Raw genomic sequence first — 20110 nt, forward strand, 5'->3', positions numbered from 1 at the left:
CCTGCGCCGGACGCGCCCCCCGAAGCCGTCCGGACCGGGGTCAACCCGCACCTGCCTTGCGGGTCCCTTCCTAGGTCGACCCGCAGGGCAGGTTGCGGCTGCCGGCGCGATCAGGAGAGCGCCGCCAGCCAGGTACGCAGCTCCGCCTCACTGGGATCTTCAGGCGGCAGGACGTGCGCGACCAGACCGTCAGACCCCACCAGCGCGACGGCCGACTCCGTCTCGGTACTGCCCTCCGGCGGAATGAGCTCCGGAAGACCCGCGACGATCGAACCGACCGCCGCACCTTTCACGTCGATCCCGACCGGCACCGTGAACGGTCCGGCCGTCCTCGCCACGGAATCGACATACTTCTTCTCGTCCGCCGGGTTCAGCAACGACCCCTTCCAGTCGCTCGGCGGTACGGCGATCAGCACCCCGACCACCACCGGCTTCACACCGCCGCCAGTCATCGGCAACACCCGCGCCAGCGCCACCCGCAGCGAACTCGGCGACCCGACCACAAGCACCAGCGGCTTCCCGCGGTACGACGTGTCGCTGACGAACCCACCGCCGACAGCAGGAAGGCGGAATGCGCCGAGTCCGGCCGGCGTCGTCGTCTCGCCCTCATCCGGAGGAACTTCTGTCGGCCCGCCCCCATCGGAAGGGCCTTCCGTCGGCTCGGCACCTGATGGAATGTCCGTCGAGAACGTGTCCGCCTTGATCGCCGGACCGAAGGTCACCTCGATCGGCACGTAGGGTCCGTCCACCAGGATCAGGCCGGTCTGCTCGTCAAGACTGATCTCGCGGGCGGGAGCCGCCTCCTCACCCGTCTGCTCGTTCATGGGCCGGGCGTCGCACGCGTAGCGCACCGCGTTCCGGCCGTACAGCGTCTTCGCACCCAGCCGGCGACCCTTCGGGCAGGTCTTCTCGAACTCGTCCGTCTCCGGCTTGACGAAGAAGGCCACGCCGCGCATGTCGTCACCCGGATGGTCGTCGCGCTGGTAGCCCTCGCCCGGCGTGTAGATCAGCATCACCCGGCCGTCCCACACCTGGTAGTACCCCGCGTTCGGCCCACTCACGGCCGTGATCCGGTACCGACGGTTGCCATCGGCAAAGATCTCGACGTTCCCGGGATCCGACTCTGTGCCCGGATAGACGATCCGGACGAGGTCGGGTGGCGCCGGAGTCGACGGGTTCGTCCGGGTCTCGGTCGCGGGATCCCGCTGCGCCCCGCAGCCGGCAACCAGCGCGACGACAGCCACGATTGCCGACAAGCGTTTGAGTCCATTCCTCCCAACAGCCATGGCGGTACTCCTCCCCCTCTTGCTCAGTCTGCGCCGACTCCCAGCGTCTTGCCAGCCAGTCGCACTTGGCTGCACCCTGAGCACTCTGGGAGGAGTACATGCGACTGATTCACTTGCTGTGCGCGCTTCTCCTTGTTTGCACAGCGTGCGCCGCACCCCTACCGTCCACCTGCACCGACGGCTTCACCTGTACGACGTTGCGCGTGCCACTCGACCATCAGCGGATGGACGGTCCGTCGCTGGACCTCGCAGTCATCGCGTCCGACAACGTGGATGCACCACGTGGCGTGCTGTTGATGCTTGCGGGCGGCCCTGGCCAACCAGGCGTCTCACTACTGCCTCGCATCCGGAACAACATCCACCCCGACGTGTTGCGCGAGTACAGGGTGGTCATGTTCGATCAGCGTGGCACTGGGCCGAAGGGGATCGACTGTCCCGCCTTGCAAGGGACTGTGGGTGGTTCGGACTTCCTGACGCCGCCTGGTGAGGCTGTGGATGAGTGCGCGCAGCGAATCGGCTCTGGGCTCGGGTACTACGGCACTCCGGACACCGTCGAGGACATCGAGTTGCTGCGGCAGCACCTCAAGGTGGATCGGCTGACGCTCGACGGGACGTCGTACGGGAGCTTCACGGCGGCGCAGTACGGGCTGAAGTATCCCGACCACGTCCAGGCTCTCGTGCTGGACTCGGTGGTGCCGCACAAGGGCTTCGACCCAACGGGTGTGGATCTGATGGCTGCGACCGGCGGAGTGCTCACGGCTGCGTGCCGGCAGGATCCCGCGTGTACGACGGACCCCGTGGCCGACCTGGCGTGGTTGGTGCAGCACGGGGTCAGCGGCACGGACCTGATGGAGAGTCTGTCGGTCGCCAGCCTGAACTCGGTCAACCCTTCCCTGCAAGGGATCCCAGCGATCCTGCATGCCGCTCGCAACGGCGATGACGCGGGTCTGAAGGAGCTCTTCCAGCAGACCACCAGCAAGGGCCTGAGCTACGACACTCTGTCGGCCGGACTGCACATGGCCACGCTGTGCTCGGACCTCCGCTTCCCCTGGTCCGGCACAACCAACCGCACTGCCGCCTTGGACACCGCCGTACGACATCTGGACCCGAAGCGGCTGTATCCGTACGACGTCGCGACCGCACGCGAGCAGCTGATGATCCAGGGCTGCCTGAGGTGGCCGGCCGCGCGAGTGTCGACGTACCCGGCCGGTCAGGAGCTGTTGCCGCGCACACTGATCCTGCACGGGAGCAACGACCTGTTCTGTCCGCTCGTGTGGGCTCGCTGGGAGCAGGCGCATGCGCGGTCGGCCCGGTTGGTCGTCGTACCGGGGAGCGGGCACAGTGTGCAGCGCGATCCGCGCGGTCAGGAGGCGGTACGCGCGTTCTTGCTGGTCTAGTCCGGCATGGTGAGATCCAACTGTGTGTGAACGGTTGCAGCACCCTGAGGGACTCAGTGCGTCTAATAGGTGTGAGGTGTTGTACGCCCAGCCAGGGAGTGGCGAGTGGAGTTCGAGGAGTACGTATCCGCCCGTGGACAGGAACTGGTGCGGCTCGGGTTCACCGTCTCCGGGGACTACCAGCGAGCGGAGGATCTGGCCCAGATCGCGTTGATGCAGGCGTTCCGGTCCTGGCGGAAGGTACGGAAGGCGGACGATCCGCACCATTACGTCCGGCGGATCCTGATCAACTCGTACCTGTCGATGACGCGGCGGCGTTCGTTCAGCGAGGCCCCGACGGCCGACGTCGACACCGAGCGCACGGTGCCGGACCACGCCGCCGACGTCGTGAACTCCGACGATCTCTGGCGCGCCCTCGCGGCGTTGTCGGCGCGAGAGCGGGTCGTGCTGGTCCTGCGCTACTACCAGGACCTGGACGACCGCACGATCGCCGATGTGCTCGGCATCAAACCGTCCTCCGTCCGCGCGACCGCCAGTAGAGCGCTCGCCACGCTGCGGAAGACCAGGCAAGCCAACCGTGTTGGATGAGAGGTTGTCGTGAGCAACACCGATCTCGAGGATGAGCTGCGGGGGACCTTCGACCGTGCCGCGGCCTCGGTGCCGCAGGCCACCGGCCTGACCGAGCGGGCGACCACGGGCGCGCGTCAGGCCCAGCGCCGTACCTGGATCATCACCGGAGCGGCCGCTGTCGCGGTGGCCGCCATTGCCGTCGTGGGCTTCGGCCTGGCCGGCTCGAGCAACAAGCCGTCGCAGCCGCCGGTCGCGGGTGGGCAGACACCGGCGGCCACCACTGCTGCGCCGGAGCCGCCCACGGCGCAGACCGTGGCCGGGACATGGCGGCCGGTCCAGATGGCCGGGCTCAAGGCGCTCGAGGCTTCCCGGCCGGACGATCCGGTGCTCATCCTCCGTCCGGACGGGACATGGGGCGGCTCGGATGGCTGCAATGCGTTGCAGGGGACGTTTGCGATCGGCCAGCGGGGCGAGTTCAGTGCGACGGTCGGGCCGCAGCGCCTGGTCGGCTGCGACAACGTGCCGCACACCGGCGTACTGCAGGCCGCCAAGCGGGTCTCGGCCGACGGTGACACGCTCCAGTTCTTCGGCGCCGACGGGCGTGAACTTGCGAAGTACGCTCGCGCAGGGTAGTCGAATTTGCTAGCGGACGGTGATCGGCTATTGACTGAGCGGAGTCCCTGACCGGACGATGTAACGAGGCCGTCCACCGATTTGGGGAGCTACGTGCGACTCTCAGCCACCGTCCCGCTGGTCACCCTCGGCTCAGTCTCACTCTTCGCAGTCGGCCTCACGGCGACCGCAACGCCTGGCCCCTCGACCGCATCGACCGGGGCGACCGCTCCGACCGGGGTGGCCGCATGCTCGCATGCCGAGCCGAGTACGAGCTCGACCGAGGCCACCCGCCTAGCGCAGCCGACGTCAGCCAAGGACCCGCGACCGCTCGGCGAGACGCTCGGCGACGGGATCACCGCCGCCGTCCGCTCACTCGAGCCGCTGGACGCCACCGGCAGGCCGGAGTCCGGACTGCCGTACGGGCTGAGCCAGGGAGTGATCGGCGTGGTCGGCTCCGCCTCGACCGGCTACAAGGTCGTGGTGGACAGCGCCAGGCTGGACGAGAAGAAGTACCAATCCGCGATGGCCGGCAACGTCCCGGCCGCCGGCAAGCAGATGGTCCGCATCGAGCGCAGTTGCCGTTCGGCCCAGTCGATCGCCGACGCCTGGAACTCGGTCGGCGCACGCTCCTGGGCCGACGCAGGGAAGACCACTTTCGCCGCGGACCTCGATCCGGTCAGCGAGGACATCGTGGTCGAGTACGACCAGGCCAGCACGTCCCCCGCGTCACTCGAGGGCCTTCGCGGACTGTCCGGCGTACAACTCGTTGCCAGCTCGCTCGCACGGACGTCCCGGCTCAGCGACACCGCGAAGGGCGGTCACTGGGGTGGCGCCCGGATCACCTCGACCTTGAAGAACTGCACGGCCGGCTTCTCCGTCGTACGCCGTTCCAACGGGCAACGCGGCTCCGTCACCGCCGGCCACTGCGGCGGCCCTGGGACGGTGTGGAGGTCCGGCACCAACTACTACGGCACGACCTCGGTCCGGACGAATTACCCCGACTACGACCAGTCCCTGCTGACCGGCAGCGCCTATGGCCCGAAGATCTGGACCGATGGCCCCGGCGACACGGCCAACACCCGCACCGTCACCGGCGGCGCCGACCCCGGCGTCGGCACGGTCGTCTGCCAATCCGGCAGCTTCAGTACGTCGCTCTGCGGCATCACGGTCCGTTCGACGTCAGCGAAGTACTGCGACACCGAGGGCTGCACGACGTACGTCATCCGCGCCACCCGCGGCGGCCAGATCGCGATCATCGGCGGCGACTCCGGCGGCCCCGTCTACACCCGCCCCGGCTCCTCCACCGCCACCATCCGCGGCATCACCTTCGCCGGCGCCGGCTGCGCCTCCTCCCGCTGCACCACCCTCTACGCCGAGCGCTACGCCTCCATAGCCGGCCACCTGGGCGTCTACGCCCTCACCGGCTAACCCCCACCCCTCCGCTAAGCTGTCCCCGCGTGCGCCCCCGTAGCTCAGGGGATAGAGCGTCGGTTTCCTAAACCGTGCGTCGCAGGTTCGAATCCTGCCGGGGGCACCGTGTGATGTCTCAAGACATCGGCAACACCCGAACCCACGATTCGTGGGTTCGGGTGTTGTCATTTGGGGTGTCGTGGTGTGGGGCCGGGTGGGCGTCCGGTGGGTTGGTAGTCGCGGTTGGGGTCGAGGACCAGGTCGCGGAGGAGTTCACCGGTGGCGTCGACGACGCGGATCTCGAGGTCTTGGATGTGGAGCAGGGCGTCGCCGCGTTTCGAGGGGCCATGCGCCGTCCGAGCCGGCCGAGGTTTGCCGCGTCAGCCTGGTGCGGGCGAGTCCACGCCTGTCCGAGTATCCTCAGCGCCGGGCTGTGCGGACCTGCGCCTGCCCAGCCACAGTCCGAGCGCCACCAGAACGAGGCCGAGGATCAGCAGCACGATCGGACCCCACACCTCGATCCAGCTGAGCAACTGGTCGGCGTTCGCCGCCCTGTCCGCCGCATCCTGCACCGACGCCTGGTCTTCGGCGACGTCGATCGCCAGTACCGGGAGCAACGGAATCGATGCCGCCCCGGTCCCCACGTTGGCGACCACCGAGCGGTTGATCTTCGTATCCAATGGAGCACCCAACGCGGCGTCTGCCCAGACGTCGTATGTGCTGGTGGCCGTATAGCTGAGCGGTACCTGGTCCGGCAGCGCCGACACGAGCGGGAGGAGCCTCTGCTGAGTCTCTGCGGGCAGCAGAGCGAGCAGTTTCGCAGCGAGCGTCCTCGGAAGCGAGGACGGCAACTGCTGCAGCAACGCGGGGTTGGCCAATGCACCAGACGCGGCGGCCCGATAGTGGTAGGTGTCGCGACCTGCACGCGTCTCGGTGCCGACGTACGTCACTGGTACGGCGGTCCGCGTCGGGGTGTCCCAGTACGTGTAGACGCCGGACTTCGGTTCCGGATCGACCGGCAGGCTGACCGTCAGTCCCTGGTGCTTTTCGACCTCGACGCCGTTGATGGAGGCGGTTTCGGTGAGGTCCTTCCGGTCGACAGCGTACGTGTGGTTGTCCTTCGACGACGTCGTGCCGGCCTTCAGTGTGAGGTCGTCGTGGACGATCGCCGTGCCGCTGTCCGCCTCGCTGACGTAGACGTGCCGGTCGAGGGTGACCGGGATGTCTCGCGCGAGCGCGTTGGCCACGTCTCCCGACTGCAGTGCCGCGGCGTTCAGCACGGTGCCCTTGCCGCTGTACGCCGTAGTGATGTCGGTGTCAGCGGGCAGTTTCGTCGCGTTCGGCGCGACGACGAACCTGAGCAGGGCCGCACTGAGGATCAGCAGTGCCCCGACCCCGATGAGAAGCCACCCTGAGCGGCGCATCTCGAACCTCCAGACTCCGACAGATATGCCCGTCGTGAATCCCATGGTGGTCGTTCTACGAGAAAGCCGGTTCATCCTGTCCGGATGACTACCTGGAATCGGGGCTCGACTTAATTGGATGAGTACTACGAAGCCCTCTGCGGTGGCCGAGTGGTAGCCGATCCGGGCAACAAATAGAATTGAGTTCAGAGACCTTGCAATCCTCTATCAGAATTCGGCGTATCTCCTGGAATCCACCGGTGTGGGCGGCGGCGGTGGCTGGTTCAGGCAATGTGTGGGTGCCGCGCGTCGCCATGTCGATCAGTGCAGGCGGTGTCGCAGGTCGCCTACCCGCGGAGGTCGGGCAGTTCTGACGGAGCGACGCTGATACGGAAGACTGGGAATTGCCCGGCGATCCGGTCGAACTCCGCCAGCGGGGCGTGCCGATCGACCGGCACATGGGCCCGTGCTCCCGGGGCGCATTCCAGGTAGCGGCGCAGAATGGGCGCGCGGGCGCCGACCTCGACGTCCTCCAGGTAGACAGCCTCGCGCAGGCCGTGGCGCAGGATCACCCGCCCGCCGGCCGCGTGGACGTTGCGCACCCAGTTCGCGTTCTCTCCGAGCATCGATACCAGATAGCGCTCACCGTGGTAGTCCGCGACGACCAGCGGGAAGGAGATGATGCGGCCGGAGCGCCGTCCGGGCACCTCCAAGGTGACCCAGGTGCTCCGCGCGAGTAGACCGGTCGCGAAGTGGATGGCCGAGACTCGGTTCATCGTTCGCGCCAGTCGGTTCGGGTGCCCGCCACGGTACAGCCAGCGGTCGAACCGGTGGAGGCGCTTCGCCTCACCAACGTTTCTACAACTTCTCACGAGACTCACGCTGGCACCGGCCCCGCCGGGCAACCAGGGCCGAAAGTCACCTCGACTCTGGACCGAGGGAGATCAACGCACGAGGCAAGCCTTCGGTCGTTGTCCTGGGCGGGACGGCCGATGGCGTCTCAAGACATCCCGGACAGGTGAACCCACGTTTCGTGGGTTCACCTGTTTCTATCCTGGAGGTCGGGCTGTCGGGGGGGTCGGGGCAGAATTGGCGTGTGAAGAAACCCGAGGTCGACCCTGTGGTCGCGCGGAACCGGAAGGCTGCGCATGACTACCTGCTGGGCGAGTCCTGGGAGGCGGGGATCGTGCTGCAGGGTCTGGAGGTGAAGGCGCTCCGTGCCGGCCGGGCGTCTCTGGTCGGCGGCTTCGCGCAGGTCGAGAACCGGGAGATCTGGCTGCACGGCGTGCACATCCCGCAGTACTCCCAGGCCCGCTGGTTCAACGACGGCTCACGCCGCAAGCGAAAGCTGCTGCTGCATCGTGCCCAGATCGACAAGATCGAGCGCAAGGTCAACGAGAGCGGGCTGACGATCGTCCCGGTCACCCTCTACTTCAAGGACGGTCGCGCGAAGGTGGAGATCGCCCTGGCCCGCGGCAAGAAGACCTGGGACAAGCGACAGACGCTCGCCGAGCGCGAGGCGAGCCGGGAGGTCGAGCGTGCGGTCAGCCGCCGGCTGAAGGGTCGCCCGGACTGATTCAGCGGTGCACAGGGCCGCCCATGAAACGACGGAAGCAAGCCCAGCTCGGTAAAGCGGGAGACGGCTTCAGATCAGGCTTCGTGGTCTTCGATGCTCGTGGGCATACCGAACGCGGCGACGTGGTGGGCTCCGACGAAGGCGTTGCTCTCGACGATCCTTCCATTCTCGATGGTCAGAACGTCGACGACCATCGCCTCGTACTGAGCGCTGCCCGGGCGACGGAGATAGCAGATCAGGGCGGGCCGGCCGTTGGCAGCCGACGGGAACGTGAGCCAATCCATGGGCCTGCCCAGGAACTCGGCCGCTGCATCGCGCCCGACGACAGGTGGGTCCGGCGGCATGGTGATGCGCACGTCTTCGGCCAGCAACACCCCGAAGCTCGCGGGATCGGTCGCTGCGGCATAGCGACGCAAGATGTCCTCGTCCTCGCTGGTCAGCTCCGGCCTGCGCCAGTCTCGGGAATCACCTGGCGCATAGTGACGGAGGGTCTTCCGAGCCCGCTGAATCAGGCTGTTCACCGCGGGCACGGCGAGGCCGAGACCGTCAGCGATCTCGGCCGGGGTCCAGCCCGAAACGTCACGCAGTACGAACGCCGCCCGTTGCCGTGGCGGCAGATACATCAGCGCTGCGATCAGCGCGAGTTCGACCGTCTCTCGTGCCACCAGACCTGATGGCGGATCCTCGCCCAGCAGAGAGTCGGGATAGGGACCGATATCAGTGCACCACTCCATCGGGTCGCCGACCGGCACGGTTCGTCGCGCCGCGGCCTTGCGGTGATCGAGGTAGACATTGGTGGCGATCCGGTAGAGCCAGGTCCGGATAGACGCCCTCCCCTCGTACTGCGTACGGGAGCGCCAGCCACGCAGGAACGTCTCCTGGACCAGATCGTCCGCATCGGCGACGTTCCCGGCGAGTCGGTAGCAGTGCGCATGCAACGGGCGCCGGTGTTCCTCGAACGCCTCCCGGAACCAGATCTCGTCCGCCGTACTCGTCATACGCCTCCTGGAACATGCTGGTCGTGACCGCTCCTACGCCGTACGGACGCCGTCGCAAAGAAAGTGCGATGACGCTTCGCCGGGTCGCTCGTCGATATTCATAACACCAAACCGGCCCGCACTCGACGAGGAGAACCCCCATGACCGGAGCGACCGCATTACCCCCGATCGTCGACCGTGAGACCTGGAGCCGTGAGCGCCACAGCCTCCTCGTCCGCGAGAAAGCCCACACCCGTGAGGGAGATGCGATCGCGGCGGCCCGGCGCCGGCTGCCGATGACCGAGGTCGACGCCTCGGCCACACTGGTCGGCCAGAACGGGCCGGTGTCATTCCTGGACGTCTTCGACGGCCGCGACCAACTCCTCGCGTACAAGCACATGTGGCACCGCGGCGCAGGCATCGAAGGCCAGTGTGAAGGCTGTACGGCGAGCATCTTCGACGTCCACGACGCCAGTTACCTGAACCATCGCGGGGTGTCCTTCGCGGTCTTCTGTGAGGGGCCGTGGGAGGAGATCGCGCCGTTCCGCGAATTCATGGGCTACACGTTGCCGTGGTACTCGATGCTCGGAGTCGAGGATCGCGGCGTCGGCGCCGGGCTCCTCGACGAACCGGGCTACTTCGCCTGCTACCTGCGCGACGGTGACCGTGTGTTCCTCACCAACGAGACGATCGGTCGCGGCGTCGAGGCGGCCATGGTGCAGGCCCAACTGCTCGATCTGACGGTCTACGGCCGTCAAGAAGGCTGGGAGGACTCGCCAGAGGGTTGGCCCCAGGATCCGACCCACTCCTGGTGGATGAAAGACGGCCGCCCCGTCCCGCAGTGGACCAGGCCGGGCGCTGTGTGATGTCTCAAGACCGCGGCTGGGACAGCCATTGTTGGTAGGACTTGGATTCTTCGAGACCGGGTTCAGGACCGCCAGGCAGGGGGCTGTTGAAGACGAGCCTCGCGGTGGCTTCTAGTGCGCTTCGGAGCAGATCGGCGGGACCGCTCGCCTCGAAGCCCAGGGTCCACCAGTTCTGGCCGATGGTGCTGACCTCGGTGAGTTCCACGTCGCACTGTGGCTCCTGGTCCAACTGCGAGGCGCGCGTCACGATCTGTCCGCCGGCCAGTGCGAAACGGCTGATGCGTCGCCTTTTGCGTACCGGCTGCCAGCCGCCCGGGTAGGCGCTGTCCTGGCCGGGCAGGCTGACCGGAAAGGACCACTTCTGCCAGGACTCCAGGCGTCCGCGGGTGCGGCCCGCCACCTCCAGGATTCCTGGGCTCCCGTGGTACATCTTGACCTCGAAGGCCCTGCTGCCGCGGACCTTCACCGAAAGGCCGGGCAGCCGCGGATCCAGCAGGTAGCTGTCCTCGCGTGACTCCGTCTCGATCGGGAACCGCCCGAACCAACCGGTCACCGCGGTCTCCAGCCGGCCCGGGAAGATCCAGCGCACCTCCAGGCTGCGGACCTCCTCGCCCGCCGCGCCTTGAGGCGGTTCACCCGTCATCGCCACACGCTCCTGACGCCGGCCGGACACCAACATGTCTGTGGCCTGCCTACTCAGTGGCTTTCTCGCGAGTGGGAGTACCGGTCATCGGCAGAGCGCCGCCCTCGGCGGCCTCGAGCTCGTCCTTGTCGGGCAGTCCGCGCACGGCTCCGATGATCGCGACGGCGATGGCGGCCCCGACCAGCGGCCCCACGATATAGAGCCACCAGCCCGTGTAGTCGTTGCCGACGATGTCGGGCCCGAGGGTGCGGGCCGGGTTCATGGACGCGCCGCTGATCGGGCTGGCGAACAAGCCGAGCAACGCGACCGTCGAGCCGACCGCGATCGCCGCGTTGTGGCCGATGCTGCGGCCGCCGGTCGCAGTGTTGAGGATGACGCTGACGAGGATCGCGGTCAGCACGAGTTCCATCACCATCGACTTCCACTCCCCGCCGGGAGTGTTGATCGGGTAGTTCCCGCCCGTGCTGACGTCGCCGAACATCACCTCCAGGAACAGTGCGGCACAGATGGCGCCGGCGAGCTGGACGACCCAGTACGGCACTATCCATTTGGTGGGAAACACACCCCGGGCGGCGAAGGCGAAGGTCACGGCCGGGTTGATGTGGAGTCCCGATAGCGGACCCCAGGCGTAGATCATGGCCATGACCACCGCGCCGGGCGCGATCACCGCCGCGGTCCTGCTGATCGGTTCGTTGCCCACGTAATGGTTGATCACCCCCGATCCGGCCGCCACCGTCACCAGGACGAAGGTGCCCAGGAACTCGATGATCAGCCGGATCCACAGCGGCCGTTGCCGCAGGGTGTCTTCCTCGAACCGGATGAAGTACCGACGCCCGAGTGACGAGGTGTTCCCGGCAACGGGATCTAGCGCGGGGTCTGCCATGGCGCATCCCTTTCCTGCTCGGCCGTCCGGGCTGGACCGCCCGGATTCGGATTCAGATATCGGTGGTCGCTTCGACCCGGCCGGCTTTGACGGCGCTCTGGAGCGCGGCGTAGTCGGCTTCGTTCTGGTCGGCGTAGGTTTCGGCGAAGTCGGCAATTGCCTGGTCGAAGGTGTCCGAGCCGCCGAGGTAGGCGGCCAGGGTGACGCGGTCGCCGGAGCGAGCGTGGGCGCGGGCCAAGGTCGATCCGCAGAGGCCGGCATAGACCACCATGCCCGAGGGCAGCATCCGCTCGATGTCGAGGGAGAACTTCCAGTCCTTGAGCTGGCGGACGTAATAGTCGCGGTCCACCCCGTCCGGGCCCGGCGTGTGGGTCCAGCCGAGGAAGATGTCGCTCTCGGCCTGCATCAGGTGCTGTCCGGCGACCACGCGCTCGCCCTGGTTGGTGTACTGGCTGCGCCCGCAGTAGTCCGCCAGTACCGACGGCTGCGCTTCCTTGGCCTGCAGGAACACCGGCTCGACGCCGTCTCCGCTGTCCATCAGCACGATCCAGGCGCGGGTGCCGACGCTGCCCACGCCGACGACCTTGCGGGCCGCCTGGACCAGTGTGAACTGTTCGAGCATGTGCCGCCGGTCGGACTGCAGGGTACGCCGATACTTGCCCAGCACCACGCGGATCTGCTCATACACCTCACCGGCCCGCACGTCGGCGAAGACCTGCTCGATGGGGACGACCATCGGGGGGTCACTGATGATCTGCCGACGGCCCTCGACGACCGTGGTCAGCTTGCGCAATGCCTGGGTGCTGTCGCGGGTGTGGGCCTTGGCCACCATCTTCTCCGTCGCCGCGAACCTCTTAGGCTTCATCCGGGACCGGAAATCCCCCATGACCTGTTCGATGTCCAGGTGCGTGTACCAAACGTCCAGGAACGTCTGGTCCGCGAACCCGCGCATCGCCTTCCGGTACCCCTTCGCCGCCGCGAGGACGATCTTGCGGCAGTGCTTGCCCTTGAACCCGTTCTCCCGTCCCGCCACGGCCAGGCTCGCCGCCAGCCGCTTGACGTCCCATTCGAACGGCCCGGGCAGCGTCTCGTCGAAGTCGTTGACGTCGAAGACCAGCTCCCGCTCCGGTGAGGCGTACGCGCCGAAGTTGGACAGATGTGCATCTCCGCACAGCTGCACCCGCAGCCCCGACGTGGGCGTCGTGGCCAGGTCAGCCGCCATCGGCAGCGCAGCCCCCCGATAGAACGTGAACGGCGACACCAGCATCCGCCCGTGCCGGATCGGCACCAGCTCCGGCACCCGCGACTTCGACTGCTCCAGCAGCAGCCCCACCGGATCCCGCGACCCGCTGGGCTGGAACTCCGCGTGCGACTCCCGCGGAGTGACCCTCCGGGCGTCCTTCCCCAAGGCGACCCGGTCCGCACGGCTCAACTGCCCGTGCGCCCCGGCCTGCTTCGAATCCCTCCGGAACGACCGCGCGGCAGGGCTCGCCGATCTGCCATCCCGAGTCGTCACAGTCATAGCTCCCCCTTCCGCCCATGCCGACAAGAGCTTCGCGTCTGGAGGGCTGAAGGCCGTGAGAACAGCATCGTTCCCAGGACCACGCTCCCTACCCTGATACCGAGAGGGGCAGCCCGGCATCACCCCTGCTGGGTGACGAGAGGGTGCGCCGGTCGCACTGCGTGGCAGCTCGCGGGCATGCCGTTGGTAGTCCTGCTGAACGTCAGACAGTCCTGCTCACAGGCTTCGGCGTACGACGACGTTGCGTTTGGCTCGGGTGCGCTCCTCGCCGTACACGGTGAAACCGGCGGCGAGGAAGGTGCTCAGTACCCCGCGTCCCGGGTCGCCGGGCATGGTCTTGATCGGGTAGGCCTCCACCGTCCGCGCGCTGGAGCTGCGGGCGTATCCGACCGCCGCCTCGATCATCGGCAGCGTCATGCCGCGCCCGCGGTAGCCGCTCTTCACAAACAGACAATTGATCGCCCAAATCGACTCATCGTCCGGCTCGTCGATGGGCAAGGTCCGCGAGTGGAGGATTGCGTAGTACTCCGTCCGCGGGGCGACCGCACACCACGCGGCCGGCCGCTCGTCCAGGTACCCGATGAGTCCAACCGGCGTACCCGCCCGGACAAAGCCCTCCAAGGCCGCCCGATTCTCCGCGCTGCCATTCACGGCGACCACCGAACTAGGCAGCCGCCGAGCCATGCACCAACACCCCCGCGTCCCCCCGCTGGGCCCGAACAGCTCGGCCAGGTCGTCCCACCGCTCCTGATCAACCGGGTGAACCGCGATCCCCATCCGCGCATTCAACCACGGCACGCACATCCCTAGAACGCGCTGAAGACGAGCTCAGCGTGGGTCGGAAGGCTCGAAGAGGTTCGTCTGGTAGGCGAGGACTATGGCTTGGGCTCGGTCGCGGAGGTCGAGTTTTTGGAGGAGGCGGGTGACGTGGGTTTTGACTGTGGTGTCGCTGATGAAGAGTTCGTGGCCGATCTCGGCGTTGGACAGGCCGCGCGTGATCAGGCGGAACACCTCCAGTTCGCGGGTCGTCAAGGTGTCGACGGCCTTCGGCGGAGGCTGGCGGTGGAGGCGGGTGAAGTGCTGGATCACCCGTTTGGTGATGGCGGGTGACAGGAGGGCGTCTCCGGCGGCAACCGTTCGTACGGCGGCGATCAGCTGCTCGGGAGGGTCGTCCTTGAGGACGAAGCCGCTCGCGCCGGCTTGGAGTGCTTGGAAGACGTAGTCGTCGAGATCGAACGTGGTCAGGATCAGGATCCGCGCGGACGCATCGGTCGCCATGATCCGCCGGGTCGCCTCGAGCCCGTCGAGCTCCGGCATCCGGATGTCCATCAAGATGACGTGCGGGTGGAAGCGGGCTGCCTGAGCCACCGCCTCGAGGCCGTTGCTCGCTTCGGCCACGACCTCCACGTCGGGTTCGTCGGCCAGCAGCAGCCGGAACCCCGCTCGTACCATCGACTGGTCGTCCACCACCAGGACACGGATCGTCATCTGGCACCTCCGTCCAACGGGAGCTGCGCGCGGAGCACGAAACCGCCGGTACGCACGGTGCCCGCGGTCATGCCCCCGCCGAAGATCCTGACGCGCTCGCGGATCCCGACCAGCCCGTGGCCGACCCCCGTGTCGGTGGAAGGGCCACCGGGTCCGTCGTCACGCACCTCGAGTCGAAGCTCAGTTGCGGAGTACTGCACCTCGACCTCCGCCTGACTCGCACGGGCGTGCTTGAGGGCGTTCGTGAGCCCCTCCTGCAGGATGCGGTAGGCGGACAGGTCGAGGCCGGGCGGCAGCGCGAACGGCGTACCGCGGATCTCGAGCCGCACGGGCAACCCCGCAGCTCGTACGTCGTCCACGAGCGAGTCGAGGTTGTCGAGTCCCGGGTGTGGCAGCAACTCGAGTTCGTCGCCGTCATGCCGCATCGCGTTGAGAAGGCGGCGCATCTCCGCGAGTGCCGTGCGTCCAGCCTGCTCGACGTTCTTGAGCGTCTCCCGATCCTGCGTGTCGGTCTCGGGCATCCGGTGGCGCACAGCCCCCACCTGGAGCACCATCACGCTGACAGCGTGCGCGACGACGTCATGGAGCTCTCGGGCGATCCGTGCGCGCTCCTCGGCGACCGCAATGCGAGCCGCCGCCTCCCGTTCTCGCTCGGCCCGGGTCGCGCGCTCCTCAGCGGCCTCGGTCTGCTCGGTCCGGTCCCGTAGAGCGAAGCCCAGGAGCCAGCCGATCCCGAACACCAGCGGTGTGAAGATGACGTCGCCGCTCGTGTGAGCCGGGTCGTTGTAGATGACGATCGCCGCACTGCAGAGCACGATCGCCAGGCCGACCCGTGCCTGCGTGCCGCGGCGCAGGTTGCCGAGCAGCAGGGCAGCACCTATTCCGGCGACGGAGAGTCCGGCTTCGTCGACGATGAGTAGGCCATCCAGGAAGGACAGCCCAGCGCTCGCCAGCCACGTGACCGCCGGTGCGGCGAAGGGGAACCGTCGTCGCCAGAGCAGCGTGAGTACGACGGCGGTGACCGCGAGCACTTCGAACCACAGCTTCGGGCCGGTCGGATGGCCCGGGTCGTCGCGCAACGCCGTACTGATCGCACTCTCGACTGCCGCGATCACAATCAGCAGGTCGAGACCGTACTTCGTGAAGAACAGCCGCACTCGGCTCACCTGGTCAACGTACGTCTCCACCATCGTCGCCTGCGTCCTACCAAAGTCGGACGGGAACTCGTCGCTTGGTGCCGGTGTGAACACGGCCTTCCGACGACGCGCTCGCGCGTCCACGTCCATAGCGTCGTGAACACCACAAGGGCCGCTGAGAACCAGTCTCAGCGCCGGAACTGACGGAAGTGGACGACATGACGACATCTGACACCGCTACCCGGGCAGTCCACATCCCGACCTGGACCCGCGGCACTGTACTGACGGTGTGGGCAGCCGCCGCACTCCCGATCGGTGTACTCGCCTGGGTAGTCGCGCCGGCGCTGGCGCACGCCTTCTCGGGGCCGATGGCCCTTCCCCAAGCACTCATCCTGTGCCTCGCGGCTGGACTGATCTGGCAGTTCGTCCTCGTACTGATCGTCGTACGACGCGAGCAGGGCAACTTGCGCTGGTCAGTCGTGAAGGGCGCTCTGTGGCTCAACACCCCGGTCAGCCGACGCACCGGCAAGCGCAGCAAGCGGCTCTGGTGGATGGTTCTGCCGCTGGCGGCGTTGCTTGCCCTCGAAGAAATGTTGCCGTCACCTCCTACTCCGGTGGCTCGTGACCTCGGTCTGATCTTCGGGTCTGACAGCGGGCAGACGTGGATGTCCGGCAACTGGATCTGGTTCGCCATCCTCGTCATCGTGTTCATCTTCAACACCGCTCTCGGTGAAGAGTTGTTGTTCCGTGGCCTGCTGCTGCCCCGGATGGGAACGTTCGGTCGCGCCGACTGGGTGGTCAACGGAGTGCTGTTCGCCTGCTACCACCTGCATGAGCCGTGGGTCATCCCGCAAACGCTCCTGGTCGACACGTTCGCCGAGGCCCTGCCCGCGCGGCGCTGGCGCAGCTCCCTCATCGCCATCGCGGTCCACAGTTCGCAAAGCGTCTTCTTCTTCGTGATCGGGCTCGCCCTCGTCCTGCGGTGACGCTAGTTCGCTCGGATGATGTCGGGGAGCTGGTAGGTGCCGTCGATGATCGTCTCGTTCGGCACGTACGCGCGGAGCGCCAGGCAGAAGGGTGGCCGAACATGTCGACGCCCGGGTGGGCCCAAGCGAACACCACCCGGGCGAGTGCCTCGACGAATGCCTCGCTCCCAACCTGAGCAGCCACTCCACCGGAATGCGGAAGATCGGCGTGCGCCGGCACGAATGACTGAGCTGCCTGCTTCGCGGAGAGTCCCATGCGCCGAACAGTCTCGTTAACGCACGGCGATCGCCTCATCCCGGCAGGGTGAAGTGCTGCGTCAGGTGTCCCAGCCGGCGCCGTAGAAAGGCTGCTCCGCCCGACATGCCTTCTCGATCGCGTCGAGACCGTTCTTCCGCTCGCTGAGTGCCTTGAACCCGACCTCGTACGGGCGTTTCAGCACCGTGCCCATCACGTGTTGCAGATAGAGAATCGTCCGGCGTTTCATCACCGTCGAACATCGGCAGCAGCGTCTCGTACGACGCAAGGACCCCTATTTTGTTGGCAGGTTCTCGGCGTAGGTTGGCGATGCCGAGGATCTTCTCTGCCCGGACCCCGCTCTGCGTCACCCCGGCGAACCATTGCCGACACCGTGAAAGTAGAAGCGCATGGACTCCCACGACGTATTCAGTACGGAAACGGCCGGACTGCCTGCTGCGGCGCCCACGAGCGTGGTGCGGCTGCGGGACGGAGACCTGCTCGAGCTCGGCATCGGCGCGGTGCACAAACGCATCGAGGGCGCCGACCTGCGCATGCTCGCCTACAGCGGTTCGATCCCGGGTCCGACCCTGCACGTCGATCAGGGGTCGGAGATCACGGTGCAGGTCAGGAACGAAGGTGACGTAGAGACGACCGTGCACTGGCACGGCCTGCGGTTGGAGAACCGGTACGACGGGGTCCCGCACGAGACTCAGAGGCCGATCGAGATCGGTGGCTCATTCACCTACACGTTGCAGTTCCCCGACGCCGGCCTGTACTGGTACCACCCGCACATGCGGGAGGACTTCGCCCAGGAGATGGGCCTGTACGGCGCGATCGTCGTCGAGCCTTCGGACTCCTCGTACTGGCCGGCCGTCGACCGGCAGTTCACTGTCACCGTGGACGACCTCCTGGTCGAAGACGGACACATCGCTTCCTTCAACCGCTCCGGGCCGACCTTCACCGCAATGGGCCGGTTCGGCAACGTCATGCTGATCAACGGGGAGGCCCAGTTCTCCGGTCAAGCGGCACAGGGCGAGGTCGTACGCCTGTATCTCGTCAACACCGCCAACACGCGGATCTTCAATGTCGCCGTCCGCGGTGCCCGGGCGAAGCTGGTCGGCGGCGACAGCGGCCGGTACGAGCGTGAGACGTTCGTCGAGGCAGTACTGCTGTCCCCCTCCGAACGCGCGGTCCTCGACGTACTGTTCGACACCCCTGGCGACGTACGACTGGAACATCGCACCCCTGATCGGGTGTACGACCTCGGCGGATTCACGGTCACGGCCGGCGCGGGCGGCGGTGCCGCTGCGTCGTTCGAGACGCTGCGCACCAACCCCGACCTCACCGCCGTCCACCAGTCGATCCGGCCCGACCTCGACCGGCCGCCCGACAAGGTCCTCGCCTTCCTCTCCCGGATGCCGCTTCTGTACGGCGAAGACGACGTACTGGCGTCCAGCTACGTCTGCCCGATGCACCCCGAAGTCACCGCCACCGAGCCGTCGAAGTGCCCGCAGTGCGGCATGAAGCTGGTCCCGTCCACCGCGGCGCCGCCGGAGGCTGCGGCGCACAGCGCCCACGATCACGGCGATGGCCTGGAGTGGGAGGACCTGATGCCGGAGATCAACCGGGCATCGGATCCGAGCAACATGATCTGGCAACTCGTCGACCGGGAGACCGGCGCCGAGAACGCGGCCATCACGTGGTCTTTCACCGTTGGCGACCGAGTGAAGATCCGGCTGGTCAACGAGATGGACTCCGACCACCCGATGCACCACCCGTTCCACATTCATGGCGCCGGTCGCTTCCTCATCCTGTCCAGGGACGACGTGCCGGAGTCCAACCTCGTCTGGAAGGACACCGTCCTGGTGCGGGCCGGTGAAACGGTGGACATCCTGCTGGACGTCTCCAATCCCGGGTTGTGGATGGCGCACTGCCACATCGCCGAACACACCGAGAGCGGGATGATGTTCAGCTTCAACGTCGCGCGCCGTCCAGAGGCGGTGCCGTCATGACGAACATCCTGGACGTGCTGGTCATCGGCGGCGGCCAGGCCGGTCTGGTGATGGGATACCACCTCGCCGACCGCGGGCTGCGCTTCCTGATCGTGGACGCCAACGCGGAGATCGGCGACGCGTGGCGCTCACGGTGGGACTCCCTGCAACTGTTCACCCCCGCCCAGTTCGACAACCTGCCCGGAATGACCTTCCCCGCTGCGAAGGACACCTATCCCGGCAAGGACGACGTCGCGGACTTCCTGCGGGCCTATGTGGCACGATTCCAGCTACCGGTGCGGCTGAACACGACCGCCGAATCGCTGACCAGGACTGACGACGGGTACGTCGTGACGACGGCGCGAGACACCTTGCAGGCACGGCAGGTGGTCGTTGCCACCGGCCCCTTCCACATCCCGTCGGTGCCACCGATCGCGAACGACCTCGGCCCAGAGGTGACCCAGCTCCACAGCGCGGAGTACCGGCGACCGCAAGACATCCCGGCGGGACGGGTCCTGGTGGTCGGGGCCGCGAACTCGGGCTGCCAGATTGCTCTGGAGCTCAGCGCCACCCACACGGTGGAACTGGCTGCCGGCCAACGGCTCCCCACGATCCCCCAGCGGCCGTTGGGCCGCGACGTGTGGTGGTGGGCGAGCGGGATCGGACTGGACCGAGTCACTGTCGGCTCCCGGCTGGGACAACGTCTGGCCGGGCGTGACCAGGTGATCGGCGACGGCCCGCGTCGGCTCGCCAAGCGACACGGCATCCGGGTCCGCCCCCGTGCGACCAGGGCGACCGGTCGAACCGTGACCTTCGCCGACGGCGCTGTGGCCGAGTACGACGCCTTCGTGTGGGCGACCGGGTTCACCGCGGACCACGCCTGGATCGACGTCCCCGGCGTACAGGACGCACGCGGACGTATCCTGCACCGACGCGGCGTCACCCCATCCCCTGGTCTGTACATGCTCGGCATGACGTGGCAGCACACCAGAACCTCCGCTCTGCTCGGCTGGGTCGGCTCCGACGCGTCCTACCTCGCGGACCAGATCGCAACCAGGCACGCAGGTCACGCCGTCCAGACCTCGCAGTCACCACCCACCTGATGCCCAGACTGACGTCGACG

At 67.3% G+C, this 20110-nt stretch carries 20 protein-coding genes and 1 tRNA gene; 10 read left to right on the forward strand and 11 right to left on the reverse strand.

Translation table 11 applies throughout. From position 1 onward, the window contains the following. Nucleotides 1–110: 110 nt before the first annotated feature. Complete coding sequence (locus AB0E63_RS18145) at nucleotides 111–1286, reverse strand: hypothetical protein (RefSeq protein WP_360366862.1); 1176 nt, start codon at nucleotides 1284–1286, stop codon at nucleotides 111–113. Nucleotides 1287–1384: 98 nt separating this feature from the next. Between AB0E63_RS18145 and AB0E63_RS18150 the strand changes: the two genes are divergently transcribed. The 5 genes from AB0E63_RS18150 to AB0E63_RS18170 all read left to right on the forward strand — a co-directional run bounded on the left by AB0E63_RS18150 (nucleotide 1385) and on the right by AB0E63_RS18170 (nucleotide 5402). Beyond that, nucleotides 1385–2683: an alpha/beta hydrolase gene (locus AB0E63_RS18150; RefSeq protein ID WP_360366864.1), complete on the forward strand. Its 1299-nt coding sequence runs from the start codon at nucleotides 1385–1387 to the stop codon at nucleotides 2681–2683. 105 nt (nucleotides 2684–2788) lie between these two features. Beyond that, a complete protein-coding gene (locus tag AB0E63_RS18155) occupies nucleotides 2789–3271 on the forward strand; it encodes a SigE family RNA polymerase sigma factor (protein WP_360366867.1) in 483 nt (160 codons plus the stop codon). 9 nt (nucleotides 3272–3280) lie between these two features. After that, nucleotides 3281–3886 carry a hypothetical protein gene (locus AB0E63_RS18160; RefSeq protein WP_360366870.1) on the forward strand — a complete coding sequence of 202 codons (606 nt, stop codon included), beginning with the start codon at nucleotides 3281–3283 and terminating at the stop codon, nucleotides 3884–3886. Between the two features lie 93 nt (nucleotides 3887–3979). After that, the gene (locus AB0E63_RS18165) at nucleotides 3980–5296 is read left to right on the forward strand and encodes a hypothetical protein (protein WP_360366873.1); all 1317 of its coding nucleotides are present in this window, start codon (nucleotides 3980–3982) and stop codon (nucleotides 5294–5296) included. Between the two features lie 33 nt (nucleotides 5297–5329). Then, nucleotides 5330–5402, forward strand: a tRNA-Arg gene (locus AB0E63_RS18170). Between the two features lie 256 nt (nucleotides 5403–5658). Here AB0E63_RS18170 and AB0E63_RS18175 read toward each other — a convergent pair. Beyond that, nucleotides 5659–6702 carry a porin PorA family protein gene (locus tag AB0E63_RS18175; protein WP_360366876.1) on the reverse strand — a complete coding sequence of 348 codons (1044 nt, stop codon included), beginning with the start codon at nucleotides 6700–6702 and terminating at the stop codon, nucleotides 5659–5661. 326 nt (nucleotides 6703–7028) lie between these two features. Next, nucleotides 7029–7457 carry a hypothetical protein gene (locus AB0E63_RS18180; protein WP_360366879.1) on the reverse strand — a complete coding sequence of 143 codons (429 nt, stop codon included), beginning with the start codon at nucleotides 7455–7457 and terminating at the stop codon, nucleotides 7029–7031. Between the two features lie 320 nt (nucleotides 7458–7777). On the opposite strand from AB0E63_RS18180, the gene smpB reads away from it, so the two are divergent. After that, on the forward strand, nucleotides 7778–8257 hold the full coding sequence (gene smpB / locus AB0E63_RS18185) for an SsrA-binding protein SmpB (RefSeq protein WP_360366882.1): 480 nt from the start codon (nucleotides 7778–7780) through the stop codon (nucleotides 8255–8257). A gap of 74 nt (nucleotides 8258–8331) precedes the next feature. Here smpB and AB0E63_RS18190 read toward each other — a convergent pair whose 3' ends face one another. Next, the gene (locus AB0E63_RS18190; protein ID WP_360366885.1) at nucleotides 8332–9255 is read right to left on the reverse strand and encodes an RNA polymerase subunit sigma-70; all 924 of its coding nucleotides are present in this window, start codon (nucleotides 9253–9255) and stop codon (nucleotides 8332–8334) included. A 140-nt stretch (nucleotides 9256–9395) separates the two neighbouring features. Between AB0E63_RS18190 and AB0E63_RS18195 the strand changes: the two genes are divergently transcribed. Continuing rightward, nucleotides 9396–10100 (forward strand): DUF899 family protein, encoded by a 705-nt coding sequence (locus AB0E63_RS18195; RefSeq protein WP_360366888.1) that lies wholly within the window; start codon nucleotides 9396–9398, stop codon nucleotides 10098–10100. Nucleotides 10101–10104: 4 nt separating this feature from the next. Here the strand turns inward: AB0E63_RS18195 and AB0E63_RS18200 are convergent, their stop codons facing one another. From AB0E63_RS18200 to AB0E63_RS18225, 6 genes are all read right to left on the reverse strand, one after another. Then, a complete protein-coding gene (locus AB0E63_RS18200; protein WP_360366891.1) occupies nucleotides 10105–10743 on the reverse strand; it encodes a hypothetical protein in 639 nt (212 codons plus the stop codon). 49 nt (nucleotides 10744–10792) lie between these two features. Further along, a complete protein-coding gene (locus AB0E63_RS18205; RefSeq protein WP_360366894.1) occupies nucleotides 10793–11626 on the reverse strand; it encodes an aquaporin in 834 nt (277 codons plus the stop codon). A gap of 52 nt (nucleotides 11627–11678) precedes the next feature. Continuing rightward, a complete protein-coding gene (locus AB0E63_RS18210) occupies nucleotides 11679–13148 on the reverse strand; it encodes a DUF2252 domain-containing protein (protein ID WP_360366897.1) in 1470 nt (489 codons plus the stop codon). 216 nt (nucleotides 13149–13364) lie between these two features. Beyond that, the gene (locus AB0E63_RS18215; RefSeq protein WP_360366900.1) at nucleotides 13365–13832 is read right to left on the reverse strand and encodes a hypothetical protein; all 468 of its coding nucleotides are present in this window, start codon (nucleotides 13830–13832) and stop codon (nucleotides 13365–13367) included. 144 nt (nucleotides 13833–13976) lie between these two features. After that, nucleotides 13977–14636: a response regulator transcription factor gene (locus tag AB0E63_RS18220; protein WP_360366903.1), complete on the reverse strand. Its 660-nt coding sequence runs from the start codon at nucleotides 14634–14636 to the stop codon at nucleotides 13977–13979. Beyond that, complete coding sequence (locus AB0E63_RS18225) at nucleotides 14633–15802, reverse strand: sensor histidine kinase (protein WP_360366906.1); 1170 nt, start codon at nucleotides 15800–15802, stop codon at nucleotides 14633–14635. The genes AB0E63_RS18220 and AB0E63_RS18225 overlap by 4 nt, the downstream gene beginning before the upstream one ends. A gap of 188 nt (nucleotides 15803–15990) precedes the next feature. On the opposite strand from AB0E63_RS18225, the gene AB0E63_RS18230 reads away from it, so the two are divergent. Next, complete coding sequence (locus tag AB0E63_RS18230; protein ID WP_360366909.1) at nucleotides 15991–16758, forward strand: CPBP family intramembrane glutamic endopeptidase; 768 nt, start codon at nucleotides 15991–15993, stop codon at nucleotides 16756–16758. 317 nt (nucleotides 16759–17075) lie between these two features. On the opposite strand, the gene AB0E63_RS18235 is transcribed toward AB0E63_RS18230, so the two are convergent. Then, nucleotides 17076–17243 carry a hypothetical protein gene (locus AB0E63_RS18235; RefSeq protein ID WP_360366912.1) on the reverse strand — a complete coding sequence of 56 codons (168 nt, stop codon included), beginning with the start codon at nucleotides 17241–17243 and terminating at the stop codon, nucleotides 17076–17078. 160 nt (nucleotides 17244–17403) lie between these two features. Here AB0E63_RS18235 and AB0E63_RS18240 point away from each other — a divergent pair, with 160 nt between their 5' ends. Together AB0E63_RS18240 and AB0E63_RS18245 are read left to right on the forward strand one after the other, a co-directional pair. Beyond that, on the forward strand, nucleotides 17404–19008 hold the full coding sequence (locus AB0E63_RS18240; protein WP_360366915.1) for a multicopper oxidase family protein: 1605 nt from the start codon (nucleotides 17404–17406) through the stop codon (nucleotides 19006–19008). Continuing rightward, entirely contained in the window at nucleotides 19005–20090 is a 1086-nt protein-coding gene (locus AB0E63_RS18245; RefSeq protein WP_360366918.1) for an NAD(P)/FAD-dependent oxidoreductase, read from the forward strand. Before AB0E63_RS18240 ends, AB0E63_RS18245 begins: the two co-directional genes overlap by 4 nt. Nucleotides 20091–20110 lie beyond the last annotated feature (20 nt).

It is taken from the genome of Kribbella sp. NPDC026596 (assembly GCF_040638415.1).
Taxonomy (GTDB): Bacteria; Actinomycetota; Actinomycetes; order Propionibacteriales; family Kribbellaceae; genus Kribbella.